The sequence below is a fragment of the Herbidospora cretacea genome, from assembly GCF_001570605.1.
Lineage (GTDB): Bacteria > Actinomycetota > Actinomycetes > Streptosporangiales > Streptosporangiaceae > Herbidospora > Herbidospora cretacea.
Genome location: NZ_BBXG01000015.1, coordinates 116343 through 141088 on the forward strand (window position 1 = coordinate 116343; position 24746 = coordinate 141088).

General features: G+C 69.8%; 19 protein-coding genes. 8 read left to right on the plus strand and 11 right to left on the minus strand.

All coding sequences use genetic code 11. The features are described 5' to 3' along the window. Positions 1-44: 44 nt before the first annotated feature. The gene (locus AW270_RS26275) at positions 45-2132 is read left to right on the plus strand and encodes an RNA degradosome polyphosphate kinase (protein ID WP_061298625.1); all 2088 of its coding nucleotides are present in this window, start codon (positions 45-47) and stop codon (positions 2130-2132) included. After that, positions 2129-2980 carry an NUDIX hydrolase gene (locus tag AW270_RS26280; RefSeq protein WP_082801847.1) on the plus strand — a complete coding sequence of 284 codons (852 nt, stop codon included), beginning with the start codon at positions 2129-2131 and terminating at the stop codon, positions 2978-2980. Before AW270_RS26275 ends, AW270_RS26280 begins: the two co-directional genes overlap by 4 nt. Here AW270_RS26280 and AW270_RS26285 read toward each other — a convergent pair. The 3 genes from AW270_RS26285 to AW270_RS26295 are packed head-to-tail and all read right to left on the minus strand — an operon-like array spanning position 2973 to position 5602. Next, on the minus strand, positions 2973-4469 hold the full coding sequence (locus AW270_RS26285; protein WP_063819340.1) for a CYTH and CHAD domain-containing protein: 1497 nt from the start codon (positions 4467-4469) through the stop codon (positions 2973-2975). The genes AW270_RS26280 and AW270_RS26285 overlap by 8 nt on opposite strands. A gap of 27 nt (positions 4470-4496) precedes the next feature. Continuing rightward, on the minus strand, positions 4497-4850 hold the full coding sequence (locus AW270_RS26290) for a VOC family protein (protein WP_061298629.1): 354 nt from the start codon (positions 4848-4850) through the stop codon (positions 4497-4499). Beyond that, a complete protein-coding gene (locus AW270_RS26295; RefSeq protein ID WP_061298630.1) occupies positions 4847-5602 on the minus strand; it encodes a trans-aconitate 2-methyltransferase in 756 nt (251 codons plus the stop codon). The genes AW270_RS26290 and AW270_RS26295 overlap by 4 nt, the downstream gene beginning before the upstream one ends. A 98-nt stretch (positions 5603-5700) precedes the next feature. On the opposite strand from AW270_RS26295, the gene AW270_RS26300 reads away from it, so the two are divergent. Continuing rightward, positions 5701-6210 (plus strand): MarR family winged helix-turn-helix transcriptional regulator, encoded by a 510-nt coding sequence (locus AW270_RS26300; protein ID WP_061298632.1) that lies wholly within the window; start codon positions 5701-5703, stop codon positions 6208-6210. A gap of 303 nt (positions 6211-6513) precedes the next feature. After that, positions 6514-8031, plus strand: a complete 1518-nt coding sequence (locus AW270_RS41435; protein ID WP_063819341.1) for a trypsin-like serine peptidase — start codon at positions 6514-6516, stop codon at positions 8029-8031. 117 nt (positions 8032-8148) lie between these two features. Here the strand turns inward: AW270_RS41435 and AW270_RS26310 are convergent, their stop codons facing one another. Genes AW270_RS26310 through rsmA form a run of 3 tightly spaced genes read right to left on the minus strand, consistent with a single transcriptional unit; the run spans position 8149 to position 11694 of the window. After that, complete coding sequence (locus tag AW270_RS26310; RefSeq protein ID WP_061298634.1) at positions 8149-9939, minus strand: ABC-F family ATP-binding cassette domain-containing protein; 1791 nt, start codon at positions 9937-9939, stop codon at positions 8149-8151. A gap of 16 nt (positions 9940-9955) precedes the next feature. Continuing rightward, positions 9956-10819: a 4-(cytidine 5'-diphospho)-2-C-methyl-D-erythritol kinase gene (locus AW270_RS26315; protein WP_061298779.1), complete on the minus strand. Its 864-nt coding sequence runs from the start codon at positions 10817-10819 to the stop codon at positions 9956-9958. 14 nt (positions 10820-10833) lie between these two features. Continuing rightward, entirely contained in the window at positions 10834-11694 is an 861-nt protein-coding gene (rsmA, locus tag AW270_RS26320) for a 16S rRNA (adenine(1518)-N(6)/adenine(1519)-N(6))-dimethyltransferase RsmA (protein ID WP_061298637.1), read from the minus strand. A gap of 104 nt (positions 11695-11798) precedes the next feature. Between rsmA and AW270_RS40690 the strand changes: the two genes are divergently transcribed. Both AW270_RS40690 and AW270_RS26330 read left to right on the plus strand, forming a co-directional pair. After that, complete coding sequence (locus AW270_RS40690) at positions 11799-14066, plus strand: serine/threonine-protein kinase (RefSeq protein ID WP_061298639.1); 2268 nt, start codon at positions 11799-11801, stop codon at positions 14064-14066. Next, a complete protein-coding gene (locus AW270_RS26330; protein WP_061298640.1) occupies positions 14063-15250 on the plus strand; it encodes an FG-GAP repeat protein in 1188 nt (395 codons plus the stop codon). The genes AW270_RS40690 and AW270_RS26330 overlap by 4 nt, the downstream gene beginning before the upstream one ends. A 227-nt stretch (positions 15251-15477) precedes the next feature. Here the strand turns inward: AW270_RS26330 and AW270_RS26335 are convergent, their stop codons facing one another. The 4 genes from AW270_RS26335 to AW270_RS26350 are packed head-to-tail and all read right to left on the minus strand — an operon-like array spanning position 15478 to position 20382. Continuing rightward, positions 15478-16452, minus strand: coding sequence for a resuscitation-promoting factor (locus tag AW270_RS26335; protein WP_082801848.1), 975 nt, complete (start codon positions 16450-16452; stop codon positions 15478-15480). A 55-nt stretch (positions 16453-16507) separates the two neighbouring features. Continuing rightward, positions 16508-17356 carry a TatD family hydrolase gene (locus AW270_RS26340; protein WP_061298643.1) on the minus strand — a complete coding sequence of 283 codons (849 nt, stop codon included), beginning with the start codon at positions 17354-17356 and terminating at the stop codon, positions 16508-16510. After that, positions 17356-19140 carry a methionine--tRNA ligase gene (gene metG, locus AW270_RS26345; protein WP_061298645.1) on the minus strand — a complete coding sequence of 595 codons (1785 nt, stop codon included), beginning with the start codon at positions 19138-19140 and terminating at the stop codon, positions 17356-17358. Before metG ends, AW270_RS26340 begins: the two co-directional genes overlap by 1 nt. 24 nt (positions 19141-19164) lie before the next feature. Beyond that, the gene (locus AW270_RS26350) at positions 19165-20382 is read right to left on the minus strand and encodes a glycosyltransferase (RefSeq protein ID WP_063819342.1); all 1218 of its coding nucleotides are present in this window, start codon (positions 20380-20382) and stop codon (positions 19165-19167) included. 113 nt (positions 20383-20495) lie between these two features. Here AW270_RS26350 and AW270_RS26355 point away from each other — a divergent pair, with 113 nt between their 5' ends. Continuing rightward, entirely contained in the window at positions 20496-21989 is a 1494-nt protein-coding gene (locus AW270_RS26355; RefSeq protein ID WP_061298647.1) for a hypothetical protein, read from the plus strand. Between the two features lie 4 nt (positions 21990-21993). Here the strand turns inward: AW270_RS26355 and rsmI are convergent, their stop codons facing one another. Next, complete coding sequence (gene rsmI, locus AW270_RS26360; protein WP_061298649.1) at positions 21994-22824, minus strand: 16S rRNA (cytidine(1402)-2'-O)-methyltransferase; 831 nt, start codon at positions 22822-22824, stop codon at positions 21994-21996. Positions 22825-23111: 287 nt separating this feature from the next. Between rsmI and AW270_RS26365 the strand changes: the two genes are divergently transcribed. Beyond that, positions 23112-24716 (plus strand): dolichyl-phosphate-mannose--protein mannosyltransferase, encoded by a 1605-nt coding sequence (locus AW270_RS26365; protein ID WP_061298651.1) that lies wholly within the window; start codon positions 23112-23114, stop codon positions 24714-24716. Positions 24717-24746: the final 30 nt, after the last annotated feature.

Below are 24746 nucleotides of genomic sequence, written 5' to 3' on the forward strand. Positions count from 1 at the left end.
GGGAAGTTAACACGTCGTTCAACAAACTCGGGCATATTCAGGACATGTCCGCCGAAATTACCGCGTCCGTCCCCCCGGAGGAGCTTCCCCTCCCTCACGAACGATTCCTCAACCGAGAGGAGAGCTGGCTCCAGTTCAACGAACGCGTGCTCGAACTCGCCGAGGACCCCAAGCTCCCGTTGCTCGAACGGGTCAGGTTCCTGGCGATCTTCGCGAGCAACCTGGACGAGTTCTTCATGGTGCGGGTCGCGGGACTGAAACGGCGGATGGCCACCGGACTGCTGCTGAGGGCGCAGAGCGGGCTCAAGCCGAGCGAGGAATTGGAGCGCATCAACGGGATCGCCGACGTCCTGGTGCAGCGCCACTCGGCCCTGTTCCACAAGACGATCGTCCCGGAGCTGGAGGCCGAGGGCATCGAGATCGTCCGCTGGGCCGATCTCGGGCGGGACGAGCGCACCGTGATGCGCAAGCTGTTCCGGGAGCGCATCCGGCCGGTGCTGACGCCGCTGGCCGTCGACCCGTCGCACCCCTTTCCCAACATCTCCGGGCTGTCGCTGAACCTGGCGGTCACCGTTCGCAACCCGGTCAACGGCAACACGGTGTTCGCGCGGGTGAAGGTGCCCCCGCAGCTCCCCCGGTTCGTGAAGCTGGCCAACGACCGGTTCGTCCCGCTTGAGGACGTCATCGCGGCCCACCTCGGCCAGCTCTTCAAGGGCATGGAGATCGTCCAGCACCACGTCTTCCGGGTCACCCGCAACGAGGACCTCGACGTCGACGAGGACGTCACCGAGAACCTGATGCAGGCCCTCGAACGCGAGCTGCGCCGCCGCCGCTTCGGCTCGCCGGTCCGCATCGAGGTCGAGGACACGATCTCGCCCGAGGTGCTGGAGCTGCTGGTCGAGGAGCTCGGCGTGGCCGACCACGAGATCTACCGGGTGCCGGGGCCGCTCGACCTGTCGGGCCTGCACACCATCGCCGACCTCGGGCCGACCCACAACCGGGGCGAGCTCAGCTACCGGTCGTTCGTCCCGGCCGAGGTGATCCACGCCGACGACGACATCTTCGCGATGCTGCGGGAGAAGGACATCCTGCTGCACCACCCCTACGACAGCTTCTCCACCAGCGTGGGCCGCTTCATCGAGCAGGCGGCGGCCGACCCCTCCGTGCTGGCGATCAAACAGACGCTCTACCGGACCTCCGGCAACTCCCCCATCGTCGACTCCCTGATCGACGCGGCCGAGGCGGGCAAGCAGGTCGTGGTCGTCGTCGAGATCAAGGCCAGGTTCGACGAGCACGCCAACATCTCGTGGGCCAGGAAACTGGAGAAGGCCGGCTGCCACGTCGTCTACGGCGTGCTCGGCCTGAAGACCCACTGCAAGCTGGCCCTGGTCGTCCGGCAGGAGCAGAACGGCGAACTGCGCCGCTACTGCCACATCGGCACCGGCAACTACAACCCCAAGACCGCCCGCATGTACGAGGACTTCGGCCTGCTCACCGCCGACCCCCTCGTCGGCGAGGACGTCACCGACCTGTTCATGCACCTGACCGGCTACTCCAACCACTCGGCCTACCGGCGGCTGCTGGTCGCGCCCCACTCGCTGCGGCACGGCCTGCTGGCCCGCATCGACCGGGAGATCGCCCACCACAAGGCGGGCCGCGCGGCCCGCATCCGGATCAAGACCAACTCGCTGGTGGACGAGCCCGTGATCGACGCCCTCTACCGGGCCTCGCAGGCGGGAGTGCCGATCGACCTGTGGGTTCGCGGCATCTGCACGCTCCGGCCCGGTGTTCCGGGTTTGTCCGAGACCATCAGGGTCAGAAGCCTGTTGGGGCGCTTCCTGGAGCACTCCCGCATCTACGAGTTCGGCGGCGGACGGCGGCCCGAGATGTGGATCGGCAGCGCAGACCTCATGCGACGCAACCTCGACCGAAGGGTGGAGGCCCTGGTGAAGGTGACCGGCGCGCAGCACCGGTCGTACATCGCCGACCTGCTCGACCGCGCGTTCTCCGACGGGACGGACACATGGTGGCTCACCTCAGATGGCCGTTGGCTTCGCCGAAATGGCGGCGCCGACCTGCAGCAGCACCTCATCGGCACCCGACGCTGGCGAACCGTGGACGACGGCAAATGACCGATGTGATCCACGCCGCCGGCGCCGTCATCTGGCGCGGCGACGAGACCTCCCCCGAGGTCGCGCTCGTCCACCGGCCCAAGTACGACGACTGGTCGTTCCCCAAGGGCAAGCTCAAATCCGGTGAGCACGTCATCACCGGCGCGCTGCGCGAGGTCCAGGAGGAGACCGGCCTGTCGGTCGTCCTGGGCCGCTCGCTGCCGCCCGTCCACTACCTGAAGGACGGCCGCCTCAAGCGGGTCGACTACTGGGCCGCGCGGGTCCGCGCCGAAAGCGAGCTCACCGCTGTCGACGAGGTCGACCAGGTGGTCTGGCTGCCGCTCGACGAGGCCCGGCGGCGCCTCACCTACGAGTGGGACGCGGGCCTGCTCCGCGCGCTGACGGCGGCCCCGCTGGTGACCGTCCCGCTGATCCTGGTCCGGCACGGCCTGGCCGGCAGCCGCTCCGACTGGAAGGGCCACGACGACCGGCGTCCCCTCGACTCCGACGGCATGGCCCAGGCCGAGGTGGTCGCCCAGGCCCTGACGGCCTACGCCCCGCAGAACCTGGTCAGCTCACCCAGCCGCCGCTGCACCCAGACCCTCAAGCCCTACGCCACCGCGGCGGACCTGCCGATCCGCAAGGAGAAGCTGCTCTCCGAACCCGGCTACGACCCGAAGGACACCCTCCGCCTGGTCCGCAAGCTGACCGAGCCCACCGCGGTCTGCAGCCACGGCAAGGTCCTCCCCGACCTGCTCACCGCCCTGTGCGACGGGCGGGTCGGCGACACCCGCCTGCCGAAGGGCGGGTTCGCCGTGCTCCACCACTCCGACGGCGACCTGATCAGCCTCGACCGCTACGTCACGTGAGTTTGGCCCACAACTTCGGGAACTTGGCGCGGGCCCGGTCGGCGGCGGCCCGCTCCAGACCCGCCAGCACGCCGTAGGTGAAGGTGTCCTCGCCCGCCTCGCGGGCCTTGGCCGCCTCCTTCTCCAGGGTCTCCTGGGCGACCACGCCGTCCTGGTAGAGGCCCAAGGCCTCCTGGACCGCCTCGGCGCGGGCGGCCTCGTGACCGAACCCGGCGGCCTCAGCGGTGTAGCGGGCGCGCTTGGCCGCCTTGCGCACGTCGTGCATGGCGATCTCGCGCTCGTGGGCGTCGTCGATGGCCTGGGCGGTCTCGTGCTTCTTCTGGACCCGGCGCCACTCCTTGGCCACGATCTTGGCCAGTTCCTCGTCCGCCTCGCGGGTGGCCTTGCCGGTGAAGGAGAGGGGCTGGTCGAGGGCGTCGAGCAGGGCGAAGTAGCGCTCGCCGTTCATCGCCTCGCGGGCCCGCTCGTAGCCCTCCTCCTCCTGGTGCTTGAGGTCGTCGAGAAGCCGGGCGCGGACCGGCCCCACGATCAGGTGCTCGTCGAGCCCGTCGAGCTCCTTGCCGAAGCGCAGCTGGATGACCTCCAGGTCGCGCACCTCCCCCAGCACCTCGCCGAACCACTTCAACTCCTCCTGGAGCGCGTCGGTCTCGGTGACGATCGAGGAGAAGGACTTGAACGCGCTGCGCATCCGCCGGCAGGCCACCCGCGCCTTGTGCACGGCGTCCTCCTCGGCCCGCCGCACCCGGCCGTCCTGCGCGATCAGCGCGTCGGTCTGGCTCCGCAGGTAGGCGAAGACCGCGGCGCCGACCGTCCCCTCGGCAGGCGACTGAGGAAGTTTCTGTACGGCTTCGCCCAGGAGGCGGCCCAGTTTGTTGGCGGAGCCGCCCGTGACCGCCCCCGCCTTGATGATGCGCTTGCCCACCCGCTTCAGCAGCGCCTCGTCGCCCTTGACGAGCTCGACCTCGACCTCGCGCCACCGCTCGACCTTGGGCTTCACGTCGGGCGACTGGCTGAAGACGGTCCCCTTCACCCGGTCGTCGGCGACCTCGGCGAGCACCTCTCCGTCGCCGTCGAGCAGCCGGGTCACCGACCGCTTGGTGTCCAGTTCGGCGACCGGGACCAGCGCGTGACCGCGCGTGTAGACGAGCACCTGGTCGGCCAGCGCGGCCGGGACGATCTTGGCACTGCGGGTCAGCGGGAGCTGGATCTCCTGCCGCACACCGGCGGCCTTGGGCAGCTTCAGGTGCCAGCCGGAGTCGTCACCGCCGCGGCGCCGCCGCAGGGTGATGCCCCGCGCGGCGAGGCGCAGATCGGGGGTGTCGAAGTAGATGGCCACGAGCTGGTGGGATTTCGGGCCGCTGGCCGACGAGATGCCTTTGACGCCGAGAAGATCGGGCACCACGAACTCGTCTTGGACATCGAACTTGTCCTCGATCTCGATCGCCACTAGCACCTCCAGGTAAACGTGACCCTGCCGAATTGCGGCCATGATGCCACCCGAAGGTGAACAAATCGCCTATCGAGACACGGGCTGGAGAAGTTCTAGGCGATTCCCCACCGGATCATCGACATAGCAACGCAAATATCCCGGGAGCCACGGATCGACCTCGGCCTCGGGGAAGCGGGCGAGCACCTCGTCCAGATCCCGGACCAGCAGCCCCGGATGCGCTTTCCCGGCGGGCCGGAAGTCCTCCTCGACCCCCAGGTGGAGCTCGGCCCCTCCTCCACGGAACCACGCGCCTCCGCGTTTCGCCAATTCCTCCGGCTTGGCCACTTCGGTCATGCCGAGACGGCCGCAGTAGAAGGCCCGCAATTCGTCTTCGCGTCCGGGAGGAGTGGCGAGCTGGATGTGGTGAATGCCGGTGATCATTTGTGGGCCACCGTGAATATGCGGCGGAAGGGGAACGGGGTGCCGTAGTCGCGCTTCGGATAGGCCACCGCGAGCACCCGCCCGGCGTCGGCGAGGAACTGTTCGCGGCGCTCGGGGCCGAGCCGGGTGAGCATCGGCCGCAGGGCGGTCCCGGTGACCCAGCGGAGCACCGCGTCGTCGCCCTGGAGGACGTGGACGTAGGTCGTCTCCCAGGCGTCGACCGTGAGGCCCTCGGCCGACAGCAGCCGCAGATAGTCCTCGGCGGAGTCGACCGGATCGCGCCAGGCGAGATCGGCCAGCTCGCCGGCCCACGCGGCGCTCTGGCAGAGCTCACGGATGACCTGGTGGCTGGGCGCGGCGAAGTTCCCCGGAACCTGGAAGGCCAGCCACCCGCCCGGGTTCAGCTCGCGAGCCCACCGGGTGAGGAGCTCACGGTGCTCGGGCACCCACTGGAGCAGCGCGTTCGACACGATGACGTCGACCGGCTCGGCGGGCCGCCAGTCCCGCACGTCCGCGACCTCGAACGTCGCGCCCTGGGGAGCCTTGGCGATCATCTCGGCCGAGGAGTCGACCCCGTGGACCGCGGCCCCCGGCCAGCGCCGCGCCAGCGACACGGTCAGCTCGCCGGTGCCACACCCGAGGTCGACGACCCGCCGGGGCTCCTCGGCCCTGATCCGCCCGGTCAGCTCATAAAAAGGCCGCGACCGCTCATCGGCGTACCGCCCGTAGATGTTCGGGTCCCACTGTGTCATTGCCGTGCCTCCGGCGCGCTGCGGCGTATCTCTTGACATAGAGATACTTGATATCAAGAGAGATGTCTTGACGTCAAGAAAAGCTAGACTCGTGGTCCATGAGCGCAGCCGAGGATGAAGTCGACCGGCTCGTCGCGGCCTGGCGGCAGGAGCGCCCCGACCTCGACGTGACGCCTCTCCAGGTGCTGAGCCGGGTGTCGCGGCTGAGCCGTCATCTGGAGCGGGCCAGGCGGGCCGCCTTCGCCGAACACGGGCTCGAACCGTGGGAGTTCGACGTGCTCACGGCGCTGCGCAGGGCCGGCGACCCCTATGAGATGAGCCCGGGCGCGCTGCTGCGGGCCACTCTGGTGACCTCGGGGACCATGACGAACCGCATCGACCGGCTGACCGCCGCCGGTCTCGTCACCCGCAACCCCGACCCCGACGACCGGCGCGGGGTGCTGGTCCGGCTGACCGCCAAGGGTCTCGGCCGCGTCGACGCGGCCTTCGCCGACCTGCTCAGACGGGAACAGGATCTCCTCGCCGCCCTCGGACGACAGGAACAGCAGGACCTCTCAGGGCTCCTGCGGACCCTCCTGGTGCCCTTCGACACCTCCGACTCCGCGTAGGTGCGTCGGAGTAAGACGGGGTTGACCCACGATCTGGTTCCCCTGATCCGTGTGTGATTTACGTCACACACCCCAGCTGGATCGATCCATGGAGTGATCGATCCGCATCCCCCACCATCAGGGGAAATAACGGAATCTTCACAGGAACCCCACAGGTTTACAGCAAGTTTCCACACACCAACGGCCTCAGGCAGTTGGTCTTTTTGCTTTCACACCCTCATTCCGTCTTATAGCTTTCTGATCGTTCCTTTACTGACGCATGGGGCGCAAGTGACGTCCCACGACAGACCTGGGGAGATCCACATGAAGCGCACGCTCATTCTGGGCGGTCTGAGCGCGGGGCTGCTTGCCTCCGCGGTCGTCGCCGCCCCCGCGCAGGCCGCTGGGGACGTTGCCTCCGACAGCCTCGCGAACACCAACCTCGCTGCCCAGCAGGTCGCGGCCTTCTGGTACGGCGAGGCCAAGGCCAACCTGATCGGCGCGACGCCTTACAACGTCGAGACTCAGGTCGTCGGGAAGCACGTGTCGACCGGTGGTCCCACCGCCGACACCAAGCCCGGCATCGTTCCGGCCATCGGTGACGAGAAGAAGACCACCAGCGTCTCGAAGAACGTCAACCTGCCCAAGACCTCGGGCAAGGTGTTCTTCATCGGCGCCGACGGCAAGCCGCACTGGTGCACCGGCACCTCGCTCCAGAGCAGCTACAAGAACCTCGTCGCCACTGCTGGTCACTGTGTCTACGACACGGCGTCCAACAAGGCCACCCTCGACAAGTGGGTCTTCATCCCCGGTTACTACCAGGGCAAGACCCCGTGGGGCATCTACGTCGGCAAGCAGGCCTTCACGCACTACGACTTCGACGTCTACGAGGACGGCGACCGCAACTACGCGTTCGTGAACGTGTACAACGGTGTCCTCCCCGTCGCCGGCGAGGTCTACAAGGACCGCGAGTTCAGCCGTCACGAGACCAAGGCTGCTGCCGAGGCCGCGAAGAAGGCGCTCGAGGACAAGAAGGAGACCGGCGCGTCGCGTCTCTGGATCGCCGACTTCGTCGACGAGAAGAACGTGACCACCAGCCCCGAGGGCAAGAAGGTCGACGGCGTCGCCTGGGACACCTTCAAGAAGTTCCAGTGGCCGAACGTCAAGGCCGACCAGCCGGCGAACACCTACAAGCCCGGCACTGGCGTGACCGACAAGTTCATCAGCCAGGAAGAGTTCCGCGCGCCGCAGGGCCAGCAGAACGATGGCGACCAGTACTGGCTGCCCGGTGGGAAGACCTTCGTCTTCTCGTACAAGCCGCTCGGCAGCCGCGAGTACAAGTACGTCAAGCGGACCTTCTGGGTCAACTACGACGTCGACTACATCCTCTGGGGCTCGACCCTCAACATCGGCCTCAAGGACGTCGGTCGCCTCGGTGACAACGTCGGTGGCCAGGGTCTGGCGTACAACCAGAAGGTCGGCCAGTCGGTCTACGTCTTCGGCTACCCGAGCGGGAAGCACCCGGACGGCAACCACGCCTTCACCGGCCACACCCTGAAGTGGACCTACGGCAAGACGTTCGCGGCCAAGGCCTCGGACATCAAGGCCGAGGAGATCATCGGGGTCAAGTCGTCCTTCACGGGCGAGGGCTCGCTGGGCTCGTCGTGGCTGTCGCAGTACAAGAGCGCTCGTCGCCTCGGCTACCTGAACGGTGTCACCATCGGCGTCTCCGACACCGACAAGAACAACCGTTACGACACCTCGGTTTCCCCGTACTTCGACGGTGAGACCTTCGGCGTCTACAAGGTGGCGGCGGCCCTCTGGTCCGGCAAGATCGTCTGATCTTCCGTCTCGTAGTGCCGAGATGACTCGGTAGGTGCCCCAAGTCATCTGAAGCAAAAAGGAAAGAGCCCGGTCGGCCAACCGGGCTCTTCTCCTTTTCAGGGACACTTCAGCAGGTCACTCCTGCACGCGCTCCGCCAGCTCCATCCATTCGAGCTCGGTGGCCTCCTTCTGGGCCCCGAGGTCGCGGAGCTCGGCGTCGAGCTTGCCGAGCTTCTCGAAGTCGCTGGCCGCCTCGGCCATCTGGGCGTGGACCTTGGCCTCGCGCTCGGACAGCTTGTCGAGCTGCCGCTCCAGCCGGCTCAGCTCCTTCTGGAGCTCCCGCAGCTCCTTCTGGGAGACCTTCTTCTCCGCCACCGGAGTCTCGACCGCCACCGGCTCGGCACTGGCCGCACGGGCCGACAGGGCGGTTCCGGCCGCGCGGCGCTCCAGGTATTCGTCGACGCCGCCCGGCAGCATCGACAGCCGTCCGTCGCCGAGCAGCGCGACCGTGCGGTCGGAGACGCGCTCCAGGAAGTAGCGGTCGTGGCTGACCACGACGAGGGTGCCCGGCCAGCCGTCGAGCAGGTCTTCGAGCTCGGTCAGCGTCTCGATGTCGAGGTCGTTGGTGGGCTCGTCGAGCAGCAGGACGTTGGGTTCGTCCATGATGAGCCGCAGCAGCTGGAGCCGCCGCCGCTCGCCGCCGGACAGGTCGCCGACCACCTTCCACTGCGCGTCGCCCTTGAAGCCGAGGCGTTCGAGCAGCTGGGAGGCGCTCCACTCCTTCTTGCCGACGGTGATGTACTTGCGGACCTCCTCGACCGTCTCCAGCACCCGCCGGGTCGGATCGAGTTCGGCGAGCTCCTGCGAGAGGTGGGCCAGCTTGACCGTGCGGCCCTGGACCAGCTTCCCCTCGTCGGGCTGGACCGTGCCGGACAGCAGGCGCAGCACCGTCGACTTGCCCGACCCGTTGACGCCGATCAGGCCGATGCGGTCGCCGGGGCCGAACTGCCAGGTGCAGTGGTCGAGCACGAGCGGGCCCGTGGCGGGGCCACCGGCGTGGAGGGTGACGTTCTCCAGGTCGTACACCGTCTTGCCGAGGCGCGCGGTCGCGAACCTGAGCAGTTCGACGGTCTCCCGGACCGGCGGCACGTCGGCGATCAGCGCCTCGGCGGCGTTGATGCGGAACTTCGGCTTGGACGTGCGGGCGGGCGGGCCGCGCCGCAGCCAGGCGATCTCCTTCCGCATGAGGTTCTGCCGCCGCTCCTCGGACGCCTGCGCGATGCGCGCCCGTTCGGCCTTGGCGAGCACGAAGGCGGCGTAGCCACCCTCGTAGCGCTCGACGGACTCGTCGACCACCTCCCAGGTGCGGGTGGAGACGGCGTCGAGGAACCAGCGGTCGTGGGTGACGACGAGGAGAGCCGACTTGCGGGCCGTCAGGTGACCGGCCAGCCAGGCGATGGCCTCGATGTCGAGATGGTTGGTGGGCTCGTCGAGCACGATCAGGTCGTGGTCGCCGATGAGCAGCTTCGCCAGCGCCGTGCGGCGGCGTTCGCCGCCGGACAGGGCGCCCGCGTGGGCCGACAGGTCGAGGTCGCCGAGCAGGTTGGCGAGGATCTCGCGCACCTGCGCGTCGCCGGCCCATTCGTGTTCGGCCCGGTGGCCGAGCACGATGTCGCGGATCGGCGTGTCGGGATCGAAGAGATCGCGCTGGGCGAGCACCCCGACGCGCAGCCCGCGCGTGTGGGTGACCCGGCCGCTGTCGGGTGTGAGCTCACCGGCGATGATCGAGACGAGGGTGGTCTTGCCGCCACCGTTGCGCCCGACGACACCGATGCGCTCGCCCGCTTCGACCCCGAGCGACACCCCTTTGAGCAGCGGCTTGGGGCCGAAGGCATGAGAGACGGATTCGAGATTGACCAGATTCATCGCCCGCCAAGCCTATCTAGACGATTACGGCTCCCGGGACCGGTCCGTGGGCGATGACGGCCTCGCGGCAGCCGGTGAGTGCGACGGCGATCTCACGCGCGTGCGTCTCGTCGGCGGCCAGGAACGCGCACGTCGGCCCGGACCCCGACACCAGCGCGCCGAGCGCGCCCAGTTCACGGCCTTCTTCGAGGGTGCGGTGGAGGGACCGGCGCAGCATGATGGCGGCCGGCTGGAGGTCGTTGACCAGCGCGCCGCCCAGGGCTGGGGCGTTGCCGTCGGCGAGGGCCTTGGCGAGGGGCTCGCTCAGGCTCGGCCAGACGGCCGCCTCGCCGGTGGCCTCGCGGATGCGGTCGCACTCTCCGTAGACCTGGGGCGTGGACAGGCCGCCGTCGGCCAGCGCGAACACCCAGTGGAAGGTGCCCGACGTGTCGACCGGCGTCAGGTGCTCGCCCCGCCCGGTTCCGACGGCGGTGCCGCCGAGCAGCGCGAACGGCACGTCGCTGCCGAGCGTGCCGCCGATCTCCATCAGCTCCCCGGGCGTCCGGCCGAGGTTCCACAGGGCGTTGCAGGCGACCAGCGCGGCGGCGGCGTCGGCGCTGCCCCCGGCCATGCCCCCGGCGACCGGGATGTTCTTGCTGATCTCCAGCCGCACGCCCCGTCCCGGCGCGAGCGCGTGGGCGGCCCTGGCGGCCAGGTTGTCGTCGCCGAGCGGCACGTCGGCGTGGTCGCAGACCACCTCGACCCGGTCTGACTCCGACGCGGTGACCTCGTCGAACAGGGACACGGCATGGAAGACGTTGACCAGGTCGTGGAACCCGTCGTCGCGGAGCGGGCCGACGGAGAGCTGAAGATTGACCTTGGCGGGCACACGCACGGTAATCACGTGACGGGAGCCTAGCGGCGGTGTTCGGCGATCCGGGCGAAGTCGGCCACGTCGAGCTGTTCGCCCCGGGCCTTCGGGTCGACCCCGGCCTTGACGAGCGCCTCCTCGGCCGCCGCTGGGGACCCGGCCCAGCCCGCCAGGGCGGCGCGCAGCGTCTTGCGCCGCTGGGCGAACGCGGCGTCGACGGCCGCGAACACGTCTTCTCTGGTGGCGGTGGTGGCGGGCGGCTCGCGGCGGACGAGGGAGACCAGGCCCGAGTCGACATTGGGCGCCGGCCAGAAGACGTTGCGCCCGACAGGGCCCGCGCGGCGCACGTCGGCGTACCAGGCCGCCTTGACCGAGGGGATGCCGTAGACGCGTGAGCCGGGCCGCGCGGCCAGCCGGTCGGCGACCTCCGACTGCACCATGACCAGGCCGCTGCGCAGCTCGGGCAGGATCTGGAGCAGGTGGAGCACGACCGGGACCGACACGTTGTAGGGCAGGTTGGCGACCAGCGCGGTCGGCCGGGCGGGCAGGTCTCCGGGGGTGATGCGCAGCGCGTCGGCCTCGACGACCCGCAGCCGGTCGGAGAACTCGGGCAGCATGATCGTGACCGTCTCGGGGAGCTGCCGCGCCAGCACCGGGTCGATCTCGACCGCGACGACCTCGGCCACCTCCGGCAGCAGCGCCAGCGTCAGCGACCCCAGACCGGGCCCGACCTCGATGACGACGTCGTCGTCGCGGAGCTCCGCCACCCGCACGATCTTGCGGACGGTCCCGCCGTCGATCACGAAGTTCTGCCCGAGCTTCTTGGTAGGGCGGATGTTCAGCTTCTCCGCAAGCGTGCGCACCTCGACCGGCCCCAGCAGACTCATGCAACCAGTGTCGGGCATCCGAACGCGTCCATTTACCTGTTCGCAGCCCAGGGAGGCAATCCATGCTGGCGACTGCCCCGAACTCCTCCCAGAGGAACACCAGGTCGTAGGAGAGCCCTGAAATGCAGCCGACCGGCGCCGAACCACTCCGAACCGAAGATCCCGCCGAGATCGGGATCTACCGGTTGCTGGGCCGCCTGGGCGAGGGCGGCATGGGCACGGTCTACCTGGCTGTGGACGGCACCCGCCTGGTGGCCCTGAAAGTGGTCCGCTCCGCGCTGGCCGACGACGCCTTCGCGGCCCGCTTCCACGGCGAGGTGGAGAACGCGCGCAAGGTGGCCTCGTTCTGCACGGCCCAGGTCCTCGACAACGGGAACACCGCCGACGGGCGGCCCTACATGGTGACCGAGTACATCGCCGGAACCACCCTGAACAGGCAGATCCTCGGATCCGGCCCGCTCGACGCGGGACCGCTCCACGGGGTGGCGCTGGGCGTGGCGGCGGCACTGGCGGCCATCCACGTGGCGGGCCTGGTGCACCGCGACCTGAAGCCGGCCAACGTGATCCTGTCCCTGTCCGGCCCCCGGGTGATCGACTTCGGAATCGCCCGCGCCCTGGACGCCTCCCACGACTTCACCCAGGCCGGTGAGCTGCTGGGCAGCCCCGGGTGGTGGGCGCCGGAACAGGTCCGCGGCGAACCGGTCACCCCGTCGACCGACATCTTCGCGTGGGGCTGCCTGGTCGCCTACGCCGGAACCGGCCGCCACCCCTACGGCCAGGGCAACATGATGACCCTGGCGGCCCGCGTCCTGAACGGCCGCCCCGACCTGGGCGCCCTCCCCGCCCCCCTGAACGACCTGGTCAGACAGGCCACCGACCCCGACCCCACCCGCCGCCCCACCGCCCAGGCCCTCCTGATCGCCCTGGTCGGCGGCGCCCTCCCGCCGATCTCCCCCCACGCCCCGGAGGCGACCAGGCAGGAGCCGCTGGTACCCGTCGACCAACTCAACCGCACCCTCGCCGACCTACCGCTCCCCTCCGAAGCCGACACCACGGAAGAGGACCCGGAACCCGCCGGGACGTCGGCCGCCGCAGAGGCTCCGGATGCGGAGAGGCAGGTGGCCGGCACCACCGCCTTCCCCGCCGACAACGCCCCCGTCCCCGAAGCTGAGCCCAGCGAGCGAGCCGACCGCACCGCCACCTTCGCCACGACCGGCACGGAGGCAGCGCCCGCCACCGCTGACGAGCATCCGGATGCCAGCGAGCGAGTCACCGGCACCGCCGTGTTCGCCACCACGGACAAGGGTGGGCATCCCGGCGGACCCACCGATCAACCCGCAGGCACCGCCGACAAGATCGCGACCCTCGCTGCCGCCGCTCAGGTTCCGGACCCCGGTGAGCGGGTGAATCGAACCACAGTCCTCGCTGCCGCCGATCAAACCCCCGGCCCCGGTGAACCGGTGAATCGCACCGCAGTCCTCGCTGCCGCCGATCAGATCCCAGACCCCGGCGAGCCGGTGAATCGCACCGCGACCCTCGCTGCCGCTGATCAGGTTCCGGACCCCGGTGAGCGGGTGAATCGCACCGCAGTCCTCGCTGCCGCCGATCAAACCCCCGGCCCCGGTGAACCGGTGAATCGCATCGCAGTCCTCACTGCCGCCGATCAGATCCCGGACCCCGGCGAGCCGGGCAACCGCGCTTCCTCCGTCATCTCCGGTGAGGAAGCGACCGCTCCTGATGAGCGCGCCACCACCTTGGCCACGGTCCAGGGCGCTGATCTCGCCGTACCTGTCGATCGCACCGCGGTGCTCGCCGCCGACGAGGGTGCGGCCGTCGGGGGTGCTTCCGGGCAGGCGGATGCCGTCTCCCCCAGCGATGATCCCCTGATCAGGCCGCCGCGCTCCCGTTCTGACCGGTGGTTGATCGCGGCCATTGTCGTTTTCGCGGCGTTCGTCGTCTCCGTCGGGGTGCTCGTCGTGTCGGGGGACAACGCGCCGCGGACCGCGATCCAGATCGCCGCGCAGCAGGCCGCCGACGGCGATGTCGCCAAGCGGGTGACGGTCGGGACCGGGTTCGGGGTCGATCTGGTCGTCACGCGGGATCCGCAGTGCGGGCTGCAGGACTTCGAAGGGGTCACGGCGTCGGCAGGGGCGTTCTGTGTGATCCCGTGGAGCATGGTCAACACCGGTGGGGAGCTGGCCGCGATCGCCGCCGAGCCGGTGCTGCTCGACGACTCGGGCGCGGCCCACCAGCCCCATCGGCTCTCCACGCCGCTGCCGAGCGGGCTGCGGCCCGGTGGGCGGTCCGACGGCATGCTGGTGTTCGACCTCCCCGACGACCGCAGCCCCGCCCGGCTCCAGTTCGGCGGCGGCCTGGAGGTGGCGCTGTGATCCGGCTGCTCGCCCTCGTCCTGCTAGCCGTCGTCCTGCTCGGCGCGGCCCTGCCTCTGTCCGGTACGGCCTCCGCCGCCCCCTGTCCCGCCACGACCCACGCCGTCGGCGACCCCTTCGCCGAGACCGTCGCCTTCGGCGGCCGGGTCCTGCGGCCACCGGGCGGCGACACGAACACCGGCTTCGGCTGGGCCGTGGCCACCGCCCACGTCGACGGCGACCGCTGCCTCGACGTCATCGTCGGCGCCCCTTACGCGGGCGACGACGACCACGGGGAGGTGTACGTGTTCGGCGCCGGCGGCGTCCAGACCGTGACCGCCGAGAATCCACAGAAAGACGCGCATTTCGGCTGGTCACTGGCGGCGGCCGACCTCCCGGGCGGGGTGGCGCTGGCGGTCGGCGAGCCGCACGCCGACGCCCGGGTGGCCGACGCGGGCGCGGTGCACCTGTTCACCCCGCGGGGCCGCACCCGCCTCGACCAGGAATCGGAGGGCGTGATCGGCAACGGCGAGGTGGGCGACATGTGGGGCTGGTCGCTGGCCTTCCACGGGAACCCCGCCCGGCCCGACCTGGCGATCGGCGTGCCCTACGAGGACGACGACGGCACCGGCGTCCAGGTCGCCAGCGGCGTCGTCGACGCCGGGACGGTGGTCGTGGTCCGGGACGTGCTGTCGGGCGCGCCCTACACGAGCAAGAAGTGGGACCTCGGGCAGGCCACGACGGCGGTGCCGCAGGAGCCGGGCAACCGTTTCGGCTGGTCCCTCGCGACGGCCCGGATCGGCGGCACGTCCTACCTGGCGGCGGGCGCCCCGCTGGCCGGGCCGCAGGACGCGGGGATGGTCCAGCTCTGGGCCGACCTCACCCCCACCCGGACCGTCACCGTCGACGGCACGAAGGGGCTCGGCTGGGCGCTGGCCTTCACCGGCGACGGGAAGCTCGCCATGGGCCACCCGTATACGAAGGGGGCGACGGGCGGCGTGCACACGTCAACCGTCGACGGAACCGTGGCCGCGCTCCCGGTCCCGCCCCAGCCGGGCCAGCGTTACGGCTGGTCCCTGACCGCCGACGGCCCTTCGGGCCTGCTGATCGGCGCCCCGGATCGCGACGGCGTCGGCGCGGTCTTCACCTCGACGGCGATCCCCGCCCCCGCCCGGTCGGTCGACTGGGGCCACGCCGTCAGGTGAGGTTCTCCCTCCCCCTTGACGGCAACCGCCACGCCCAACCGATTCGGTCCACTGGGCCCATGTCGCCAGGTGACGCCCCCGTCGTCGCGGTGGGGGGTGGCGCGGCCGGTTGGCGCCGGATACGGACAGAGCCGGGGGCGGCGGGCGGTGCCGTGGTGGGCGGAGCCGTAACGGAAGCAGAAAAGCTTTCAGGACCCTTCCCAGCCAGGCTGAGCGGGGAGACACCGCTAGAGGTGGCTGCCGCACTTCGGCCAGGCGCGCTGCCAGTCGCCCGCCAGCCGCTGGTAGAGCAGTTGCGCCCGGTAGGTCTGCTCGGACTCCGGCCAGTCGATCGGGCGTTTCTCGCCGCCCACGACCCGCCAGGCCTTCACGGTGAACCGGTAGAGCCCGAAGCGTCCGCCCGACGCCAGTTTCAGGTCGCTCCCCGACTCACACTTCGCGAGAGCGGGCCAGTTCAGCGCCGCCACGTCGGCCGAGATCGGGATGGTGTGGGGCGGCAGGCCCGGCTTGACCCGGATGACCGTGTCCTCCGGCGGGAACGTCGACAGGCCGGGCGACACCGTGTCGCTCTCGCCGAGGTCGATGTTCGACTGTTCCAGCACCTCTTCGACGGTCCGGCCGGTGGTCGTCGTGCGGATGCGCATGCTCCCGGCCACGATCGTCACCTTGCGCTCCGAGCGGGCGTTCAGCTTGAAGCCCTCGACCGGGATCTGCCGCAGCCGGGTCGTCGACAGCTGGAGCTTGTTGGGGTTCATCTTGAGCTCTTCGAGCGCGTCCTGCACGTTCAGAGCCGTGGTCAGATGGGTGCTGGAGGTCCCGTCGAGGTTCAGCGTCAGCGGTCTGGCGTGCCGGACGACGATCGTCATGCCGTCGTCGACCTCGGTCGACGGCTTCGGCGAGACCATGTCGCGCTGGTCGTAGGGCACCCCGGCCCCCTCCAGCGCTCCCCTCACGTCGGCCGCGAACGACCGGTGGGTCGTCAGCTTCCCGTCGACGTCGAGGGTGACCTCGCTGGCCAGCCCGAGCCCGGTGACGACACCGACGGAGGCCCCCAGAGCGGCGGCGCACAGGACGGCGAGCCACGGCCGGACCAGCGCCCTCAACCGGGAGGGAGCCTCAGCGGGTTTCTCGACCGGGTGTTCCCAGCCCGACAATTGGCTGCCCGGCTCGCGCGCGGGGCTCTCCAATGTCGGGGAATACACGGATGCGTCCTTCCGGAAGCGCCATGGTCAACTCACACCGTATCGTGACATTGCATTACCAATCACCGAAAACGCGCGGACCGTTCATGTTGATGATCTCGGCCAGCGCCTCCGGCGCCATGTCCTTCACCTCGGCCAGGCAGCGCAGCGTCAGCGGGATCAGATAGGGCGCGTTGGGTTTGCCCCGGTGAGGGGTGGGCGGCAGGTAGGGCGCGTCGGTCTCGACCAGGATCAGCGACGGCGGCGCGACCTTGGCGGCCTCGCGGAGATAGGCGGCGTTCTTGTAGGTGACCGGGCCGGAGAACGACATGAAGTAGCCCGCCCGCACGCAGCGTTCGGCCATCTCGGCGTCGCCCGAGTAGCTGTGGAAGACCACCACCTCGGGCGCGCCCTCGGATTCGAGCACGTCGAGGACCGCGTCGTGGGCGTCGCGGTCGTGGATGACCAGCGCCTTCCCGGTGCGCTTGGCGATCTCGATGTGGGCGCGGAAGGAGGCGTGCTGGTCGTCCTTGGACGCCCAGTCGCGGAAGAAGTCGAGACCGGTCTCGCCGACGGCGCGCACGTGGGGCAGCCGGGCCAGGTCTTCGATCCGGCCGAGCACCTCGGGCGTCGCCGCGTGGGCCTCGTTGGGGTGGATCGCCACGCCCGCGAAGACGGCCTCGTGGTCGCGGGCGATCTCGGCGCCCCACTCGGAGCTGCGCAGGTCGTAGCCGATCGTGACCAGGCGGGTCACCCCGACGGACGCGGCCTCCTCGACGATGCGGCCGACGCTCGCCCCGGCCGCCTCGGCGGCCAGGGCGACGGGGTCACCCGACGACGCCTTGCGCTCCCCCACCATGATGTCGAGGTGGCAGTGGCTGTCGAACACCTCGGCGCCGAGCGCCTCGGGCAGGGGAACGGACATCACTTCTCTTCCAGCCGGGCCAGTTCCTCGTCGACGATCTTCGGGTCGAGCTTGGCGAACAGCGGCTTCGGCGGGGCCAGCGGGGTGCCCGCCTGGATCGGCGTGTGCTCCCAGCGGGCCGAGTCGTTGTAGTCGCCCGTGATGACCGGGTAGGAACGGCCGCCCGGCTCGTCGACCTCGCGGATCTCCGGCATGCCGGACCAGACCCCCTGGCCGCCCAGCATCTCGTGGATCTTGTTGGACGAGGTGGGCAGGAACGGCGTGAGCAGCGTCTTGGCGTCGTCGACCACCTGGAGCGCGACGTGGAGGATGCTGCCTTGGCGGACCGGGTCGTCCTTGATCTTCCAGGGCTCCTGCTCGGCCAGGTAGCGGTTGGCGTCGCGGACCACGTCGAACGCCTCGGTGACCGCGTTCTTGAACCGCGAGCGGCCCAGCTCGGCCCCGACCGCCGGGAAGGCGGCCTTCGAGCGTGCGAGCAGCGCCCGGTCGGCGTCGGTCAGGTCGACCGCGTCGGGGACCTTGCCGAAGTTCTTCGACGCCATCGAGATCGACCGGTTGACCAGGTTGCCCCAGGCCGCGACGAGCTCGCCGTTGTTGCGGTTGAGGAACTCCGACCAGGTGAAGTCGGTGTCCTGGTTCTCCGGGCCGGCCACCGCGATGTAGTAGCGCAGCGCGTCGGCGGAGTAGCGCTCCAGGAAGTCGCGCACGTAGATGACGACCGACCGCGAGGAGGAGAACTTGCGCCCCTCCATGGTCAGGAACTCGCTCGACACCACCTCGGAGGGCAGGTCGAGCCGGCCCAGCGACCCGGCCGAACCGCCCCGGGCGCCCTCTCCGTTGTAGCCGAGCAGCATGGCCGGCCAGATCTCGGAGTGGAAGACGATGTTGTCCTTGCCCATGAAGTAGTAGCCGCGGGCGTCGGGGTTCTGCCACCAGGCACGCCACGCGTCGGGGTCGCCCGACCGGCGGGCCCACTCGACCGAGGCGCTCAGATAGCCGATGACCGCGTCGAACCAGACGTAGAGGCGCTTGTCGTTGCGGTCGCTCCACCCGTCGAGCGGGATCGGCACACCCCAGTCGAGGTCGCGGCTGATCGCGCGCGGCTGCAGGTCGCCCAGCAGGTTGAGCGAGAACTTCAGCACGTTGGGCCGCCACTCGCCCTGCTTGCCCTGGAGCCAGGTGCCGAGCGCGTCGGCGAAGGCGGGCAGGTCGAGCATGAAGTGTTCGGTCTCGATGAACTTCGGCGTCTCGCCGTTGATCTTCGACTTGGGGTTGATCAGGTCGATCGGGTCGAGCTGGTTGCCGCAGTTGTCGCACTGGTCGCCGCGCGCGCCGTCGTAACCGCAGATGGGGCAGGTGCCCTCGATGTAGCGGTCGGGGAGAGTGCGGCCGGTGGACGGGGAGACCGCGCCCATCGTGGTCTTCGGGAAGATGTAGCCGTTCTTGTGGAGGCCGAGGAAGATCTCCTGGGCGACGGCGTAGTGGTTGAGCGTGGTCGTGCGGGTGAACAGGTCGTAGGAGAGGCCGAGGGCCGTCAGGTCTTCGGCGATGACCCGGTTGTAGCGGTCGGCGAGCTCGCGGGCGGTGACGCCCTCCTTGTCGGCCTGGACCTGGATCGGGGTGCCGTGTTCGTCGGTGCCCGAGACCATCAGCACCTTGTTGCCCGCCATCCGCTGGTAGCGGCTGAAGACGTCGGACGGCACGCCGAACCCGGAGACGTGGCCGATGTGGCGTGGCCCGTTGGCGTAGGGCCACGCGACGGCGGTCAAGATGTGCTGAGACATGCCTCCAAGCCTAGAGGCATCGGACTACAGGGTCGGCTGCTTATTCACAGCCTCGGCGGCCTCCTCGGCGGCGGAGGCGGCGATGTCGGCCGGGGTCTCGCGCGAGCGGCGGATGCCCAGGATCGAGATGAACAGCGACGCGAAGATCGTCTGGAAGCTCATGATGAACGCGGTCGCCGAGGGCACGACCAGGCGCAGCGACTCGGCCGGGATCAGCTCGCCGAAGCCCCGGCCGCCCCAGTGGGCCAGCGAGGCGACCAGGCCGACCAGACCGGCGACGGCCAGCAGGCCGCCGATGATCAGGCCGCGTTCGAGGGTGACGATGTCGATCAGCTTCCTGATCCGCCTCGACTCGGGCAGGAAGCCCTCCTCGGCCGCGAACACCTTGGTGAACAGGGCGAACAGCACCGCTTGGAAGCCGATCACCACCATCGCCGAGGCGCCCACGAGGGTGTCGACGTCGAAGGCGAGCTGGCCGATGTAGACAGGGCCGAAGGTCAGCGCCGTGCCCGCGATCAGGCCGAAGATCATCAGGGCCAGGCCGGGGATGAAGAACAGCCAGCGGGGGCTGTAGAGCAGCAGGAAGCGCAGGTGACGCCAGCCGTCGCGCCAGGAGCGCAGGTGCGGCGGGCGGGAGCGGCCGTCGGGCGACAGCGTCGTCGGCACCTCGCGGACCTCCAGGCCCTGGAGGGTGGCCTTGACTACCATCTCGGAGGCGAACTCCATGCCGCCGGTCTGCAGGCCCAGCCGCAGGATCGAGTCGCGGCGGAACCCGCGCAGGCCGCAGTGGAAGTCGCCGATGGCGCTCGGGAAGAACAGCCGGCCCACGAACGACAGGACCGGGTTGCCCAGGTAGCGGTGGAGCGGGGGCATGGCGCCGGGGGCGATGCCGCCCTTGAAGCGGTTGCCCATGACCAGCTCGGAGCCCTTGCGGAGCTCCTCGACGAAGGGCATCAGATTGGTGAAGTCGTAGGAGTCGTCGGCGTCGCCCATGATCACGTATTTGCCGCGCGCCGCGCGGATGCCGCCGATCAGGGCGTTGCCGTAGCCCTTCTGGTCGATGTGCACGACCCGGGCGCCGGCGTCACGGGCGAGCTGCTGGGACCCGTCGGTGGAGCCGTTGTCGGCGATCACCACCTCGCCGTCGATCCCGTTCTCGCGCATGCAGGCCAGGGCCTTGGTGACGCACACCTCCACGGTCTCCGCCTCGTTGAGGCACGGCATGACCACTGTCAGTTCCACGTTCGCTACCCCTGCCGTTAACACCTGTGATCGCCGGTCATGAATCCAACCATGATGCCGTCTGCCCCACGGGCGGCGGGTCAAGTCCCGAAAACCCCTGGCATTCTGTAACCATGGTCGCGGTCGCGGAACCCGCCGTCACAGGCGCCCCCCAGGTCACCTGGAAGGAGCGTCTCGTCGTCACGCTGCGCAATCATCGCTGGTTCGCCGCCGCACTCGCGGCCGGCGCGCTCCTGCGGCTCGTCACGATGCTCGGCTTCGGCCCGGCGATGTGGTTCAACGACTCCTACGACTACGTGTCGGTCGCGCTCCACCCGAGGCCCCACCCGATCAGGCCGGATGGCTACGCCTTCTGGCTGCTGCTGCTCCGACCCTTTCACAGCTTCAGCCTCGTTGTCCTCACGCAACACCTGATGGGCCTGGCAACGGCCGGGTTGATCTACGCGCTGCTGGTCAAAAGGTTCGCCATGGCCGGGTGGGCGGCGGCGCTGGCCACCGTCCCGGTGCTGTTCGACGCCTACCAGATCCAGCTCGAAACGCTGATCATGAGCGACGCCATGTTCATCCTGCTGGTCACCGGCGTGATCACGCTGGTGCTCTGGCACCGCTCGATGACGTGGAAGGTCGGCGCGGCGGTCGGCGGCCTGCTCGCGCTGACCGCGCTGACCCGCAGCATCGGCCTGCCGATCCTGGCGCTCGTGGTGGCGTTCATGCTGATCAAGCGGGTCGGCTGGAAGCCGATCGCGGCCATGGTGGTGGCCTGCGCGATCCCGGTCGTCGGCTACATGGGCTGGTTCAAGGCGGTCAACGGCCCCTTCGCGATGACCCAGAGCGACGGCGTGATCCTCTACATGCGCACGGCCCTGTTCGCCGACTGCGACAAGATGGGCCTCGACCCGCGCGACGACCTCGACCTGGCGCTGCTCTGCATCAACACGCCGGTGGCCGAGCGCGAGAAGTCGGCCCAGGCCTACCTGTGGTGGGACAACGAGAACCAGCTCCACGTCTTCGGCGCGGGCCGCAAGTTCGACGCCGAGACCAACCGCATCGCCAGCGAGTTCGCCAAGCGCGCCATCATGGCCCAGCCGCTCGACTACCTGGCAGCCGTCGCCAAGGACTTCTTCCGCGCCTTCCAGTGGGGCCGCCCCGTCTTCCCCGACGGCAAGACCTTCGGGCTGTACGAATTCAGCAACAACACCACCAACAAGCTCCCCCAGTGGAGCTCCTACCGGGGCCAGACCCACACCGACGCCATGCGCTACGAGAACGGCGAGGCCGCCACCGTCAAGGTCGCCCCGTTCTCGACGTTCATGATGAGCTACCAGTCGGTGGTCCGGCTCCCCGGCACCGTCCTCGGCCTGCTGCTGCTGGTGGGCCTGGTGGGCGTCGTCCAGCGCTGGCGCACCCTCGGCGGGCCGGTGCTGCTGCCGTGGCTCGGCGCGGTCGGGCTGGTGCTGGCCCCGGCGGCCACCGCCGAGTTCGACTACCGCTACCTGCTCCCGGCCGTCCCGCTGGCCTGCCTGGCGGCCGCGATCACGCTCCGCCACGTGCGGCTTCCCCGCAAGCGCACCCCGGAGCCGGTCGCCTCCGAACCCGTGGCGTCGTGAACGATCACGCGCCCGAGTGCACCGCGTTGTAGAGGTCCCGCTTGGAGACGCCCGCGTCCCTGGCCACGTCGCTGATCGCCTGCTTGCGGGTGACGCCGGTCGCCTCCAGCCGGGCGACCTCGCCGAGGAGATCGTCCACCGACACCTCACGCGGCACCGCCCCGGCCACCACGATCGTGATCTCGCCCTTGGCCCCGGGCGCCCAGGCGGCGAGCTCGGCCAGGCCGCCGCGCCGCACCTCTTCATAGGTCTTCGTCAGCTCCCGGCAGACGGCGGCGGCGCGGTCGTCGCCGAACGCCCCGGCCATCGCCAGCAGCGAGGCCTCCAGCCGGTGGGGCGCCTCGAAGAACACCATCGTGCGCTCCTCGGCGGCCAGCCTCTCCAGCCGCCGCGCCCGGTCGCCGGCCTTGCGGGGCAGGAACCCCTCGAAGCAGAACCGGTCGCTGGGCAGCCCGGAGATCGCGAGAGCGGTGGTGACGGCCGACGGACCGGCCAGCGCGGTCACCCGCACCCCGGCGTCGACGGCGAGCCGGGTCAGCCGGTAGCCGGGGTCGGACACGCCCGGCATGCCCGCGTCGGTGATCACCAGCACCTTCTGGCCTTCGAGGAGGCAGCCGAGCAGCTCCTTGGCCCGCGCGGCCTCGTTCTGGTCGTAGTAGGACACGACACGCCCGGCGATCTCCGCCTCGATGTCGGTTGCCAGCCGCCGCAGCCTCCGGGTGTCCTCGGCGGCGATCACGTCGGCGCTCTCCAGAGCGGCCCGCAGCCGGGGCGAGGCGTCGCCCGGCTGCCCGATGGGAGCGCCGGCCAGCACGAGGGTCCCGTAATCCGTCACGCCTCAAGTATGAAAGCTTCAGTGGGGTGTCTGACTGCCGTGCCTCCGGCACGGCGGTCCTCGCGCTCATATCCGGTGTCTTCCCTCCTCCGCTCTGGTCGCTTCGCTCCCGGCGCTCCGTCAGTCCAGACACCGGCGCGCTGCGGCGTTCCAGGTTTCGCGGCGCCTTCTGCCCCGGCGGCTCTCATGACCCTCGCTCTGATCTCTTCGGGCGGGGGCTCGGTGTGGGGTCAGGAATCGGGGTGTACGTCGTGTTCGTAACGGCGTGTCGCCAGTAGTGTGTCGCCGTGGCCGTGACAGATTTCGCTGACAAGGCGCCCGAACAGCCCGAGCCGCAGGAGCAGGCGCTCTCGGTGCGCGAGCGGCTGCTGCCGCCGATGCCGGGCGGCGGGTTGTGGGCCTGGCTCGGCCCCGCGATCATCGCCGTGTTCGGCGGGTTCCTGAGGTTCGACCGCCTTGAGGTGCCGAAGGCGGTGGTCTTCGACGAGACCTACTACGCCAAGGACGCCTGGTCGACGCTGAAGTTCGGCGTCGAGACCCAGTTCCTCGACGGCGACGCGGCCAACCAGGCGATGCTGCGCGGCGACGACAACATCTTCAAGGTCTGTCAGAACGTCGCCGACTGCGGGTCCTATGTCGTCCATCCGCCGCTCGGCAAGTGGATGATCGGGCTCGGCGAGTGGATGTTCGGCCTCAACCCGTTCGGCTGGCGGTTCGCCGCCGCGCTGCTCGGCACGATCTCGATCTTCCTGCTGGCCCGGCTGGCCCGCCGGATGACCCGCTCCAACCTGCTGGGCTGCCTGGCCGGGTTCCTGCTCGCGGTCGACGGCCTCCACTTCGTGCTGTCGCGCACCGCCCTGCTCGACATCTTCCTGATGTTCTGGCTGCTGGCCGGGTTCGCCTGCCTGGTCGTCGACCGCGACCAGAGCCGCGAGCGGCTGGCCGACTGGTATGAGAACTCCCCCGTCAGCGACCTGGGGCCCAGGCTCGGGCTGCGCCCGTGGCGGCTGGCGGCGGGGCTGTGCTTGGGCGCGGCGCTGGCCACCAAGTGGACCGGCATCCTGTTCATCGCCGCGTTCGGCATCATGACGGTCCTGTGGGACCTCGGCGCCCGCCGCGCGGTCGGCCTGCGCCGCCCGCTACTGGCCACGCTCAAGCTCGACGTCCCGCTCGCGTTCGCCTGGGTGGCGATCGTGTCCCTGGTCGTGTACGTCGTGTCGTTCTTCGGCTGGTTCGGCAGCGACCGGGGTTACGGCCGCAACTGGGCCGAGGCCACCTCGGGCGGCTGGCAGAACTTCGTGTTCAGCTCGTTCCGCTCGTGGTTCGACTACCAGACCCAGATCCTGTCGTTCCACACCGGCCTGGAGACCACCCACCCCTACCAGTCGCAACCGTGGCAGTGGCCGCTGCTCACCCGCCCCGTCGCGTTCTTCTACGAGTCGCCGTCGGGCTGCGGCGCCGACAGCTGCTCGTGGGCCGTGCTCGGCACCGGCACCCCGATCATCTGGTACGCCGGTCTCGCCGCCCTCGTCGCCATGATCGCCTGGTACGTCGCCACCCGCGACTGGCGGGCCGGGGCTGTCCTGCTGGGCTACGCCGCGGGCTGGCTGCCCTGGTTCTACTTCGCCTGGGCCGACAACCGCACGATGTTCCTCTTCTACGCCATCCCGATGGTGCCGTTCATGATCCTGGGCGTCGCGCTGGCGGCCGGCCTGGTCATCGGCCCGGCCGGCGCCCCGTTGCAGCGCCGCCGCGCCGGCGCGATCGCGGTCGGCGTGTTCGCGCTGCTGGCCCTGCTCAACTTCTGGTGGCTCTATCCGGTGCTGTCGGCGGAGCTCCTGCCGTACCAGGACTGGTATGACCGGATGTTGTTCAAGAAGGGCTGGATCTGACCTCTGGCGGGCAGGTCCGTATCGTGAGTC

What these genes read in the sequence shown, in the direction of transcription:
- AW270_RS41435 (WP_063819341.1), top strand. Translation starts at nt 6,514, where the DNA reads ATGAAGCGCACGCTCATTCTGGGCGGTCTGAGCGCGGGGCTGCTTGCC.
- AW270_RS26290 (WP_061298629.1), bottom strand. Translation starts at nt 4,850, where the DNA reads ATGATCACCGGCATTCACCACATCCAGCTCGCCACTCCTCCCGGACGC.
- AW270_RS26275 (WP_061298625.1), top strand. Translation starts at nt 45, where the DNA reads ATGTCCGCCGAAATTACCGCGTCCGTCCCCCCGGAGGAGCTTCCCCTC.
- AW270_RS26340 (WP_061298643.1), bottom strand. Translation starts at nt 17,356, where the DNA reads ATGTCCGTTCCCCTGCCCGAGGCGCTCGGCGCCGAGGTGTTCGACAGC.
- AW270_RS26355 (WP_061298647.1), top strand. Translation starts at nt 20,496, where the DNA reads ATGGTCGCGGTCGCGGAACCCGCCGTCACAGGCGCCCCCCAGGTCACC.
- AW270_RS26280 (WP_082801847.1), top strand. Translation starts at nt 2,129, where the DNA reads ATGACCGATGTGATCCACGCCGCCGGCGCCGTCATCTGGCGCGGCGAC.
- AW270_RS40690 (WP_061298639.1), top strand. Translation starts at nt 11,799, where the DNA reads ATGCAGCCGACCGGCGCCGAACCACTCCGAACCGAAGATCCCGCCGAG.
- AW270_RS26300 (WP_061298632.1), top strand. Translation starts at nt 5,701, where the DNA reads ATGAGCGCAGCCGAGGATGAAGTCGACCGGCTCGTCGCGGCCTGGCGG.
- metG (WP_061298645.1), bottom strand. Translation starts at nt 19,140, where the DNA reads ATGTCTCAGCACATCTTGACCGCCGTCGCGTGGCCCTACGCCAACGGG.
- AW270_RS26295 (WP_061298630.1), bottom strand. Translation starts at nt 5,602, where the DNA reads ATGACACAGTGGGACCCGAACATCTACGGGCGGTACGCCGATGAGCGG.
- rsmA (WP_061298637.1), bottom strand. Translation starts at nt 11,694, where the DNA reads ATGCCCGACACTGGTTGCATGAGTCTGCTGGGGCCGGTCGAGGTGCGC.
- AW270_RS26285 (WP_063819340.1), bottom strand. Translation starts at nt 4,469, where the DNA reads ATGGCCGCAATTCGGCAGGGTCACGTTTACCTGGAGGTGCTAGTGGCG.
- AW270_RS26310 (WP_061298634.1), bottom strand. Translation starts at nt 9,939, where the DNA reads ATGAATCTGGTCAATCTCGAATCCGTCTCTCATGCCTTCGGCCCCAAG.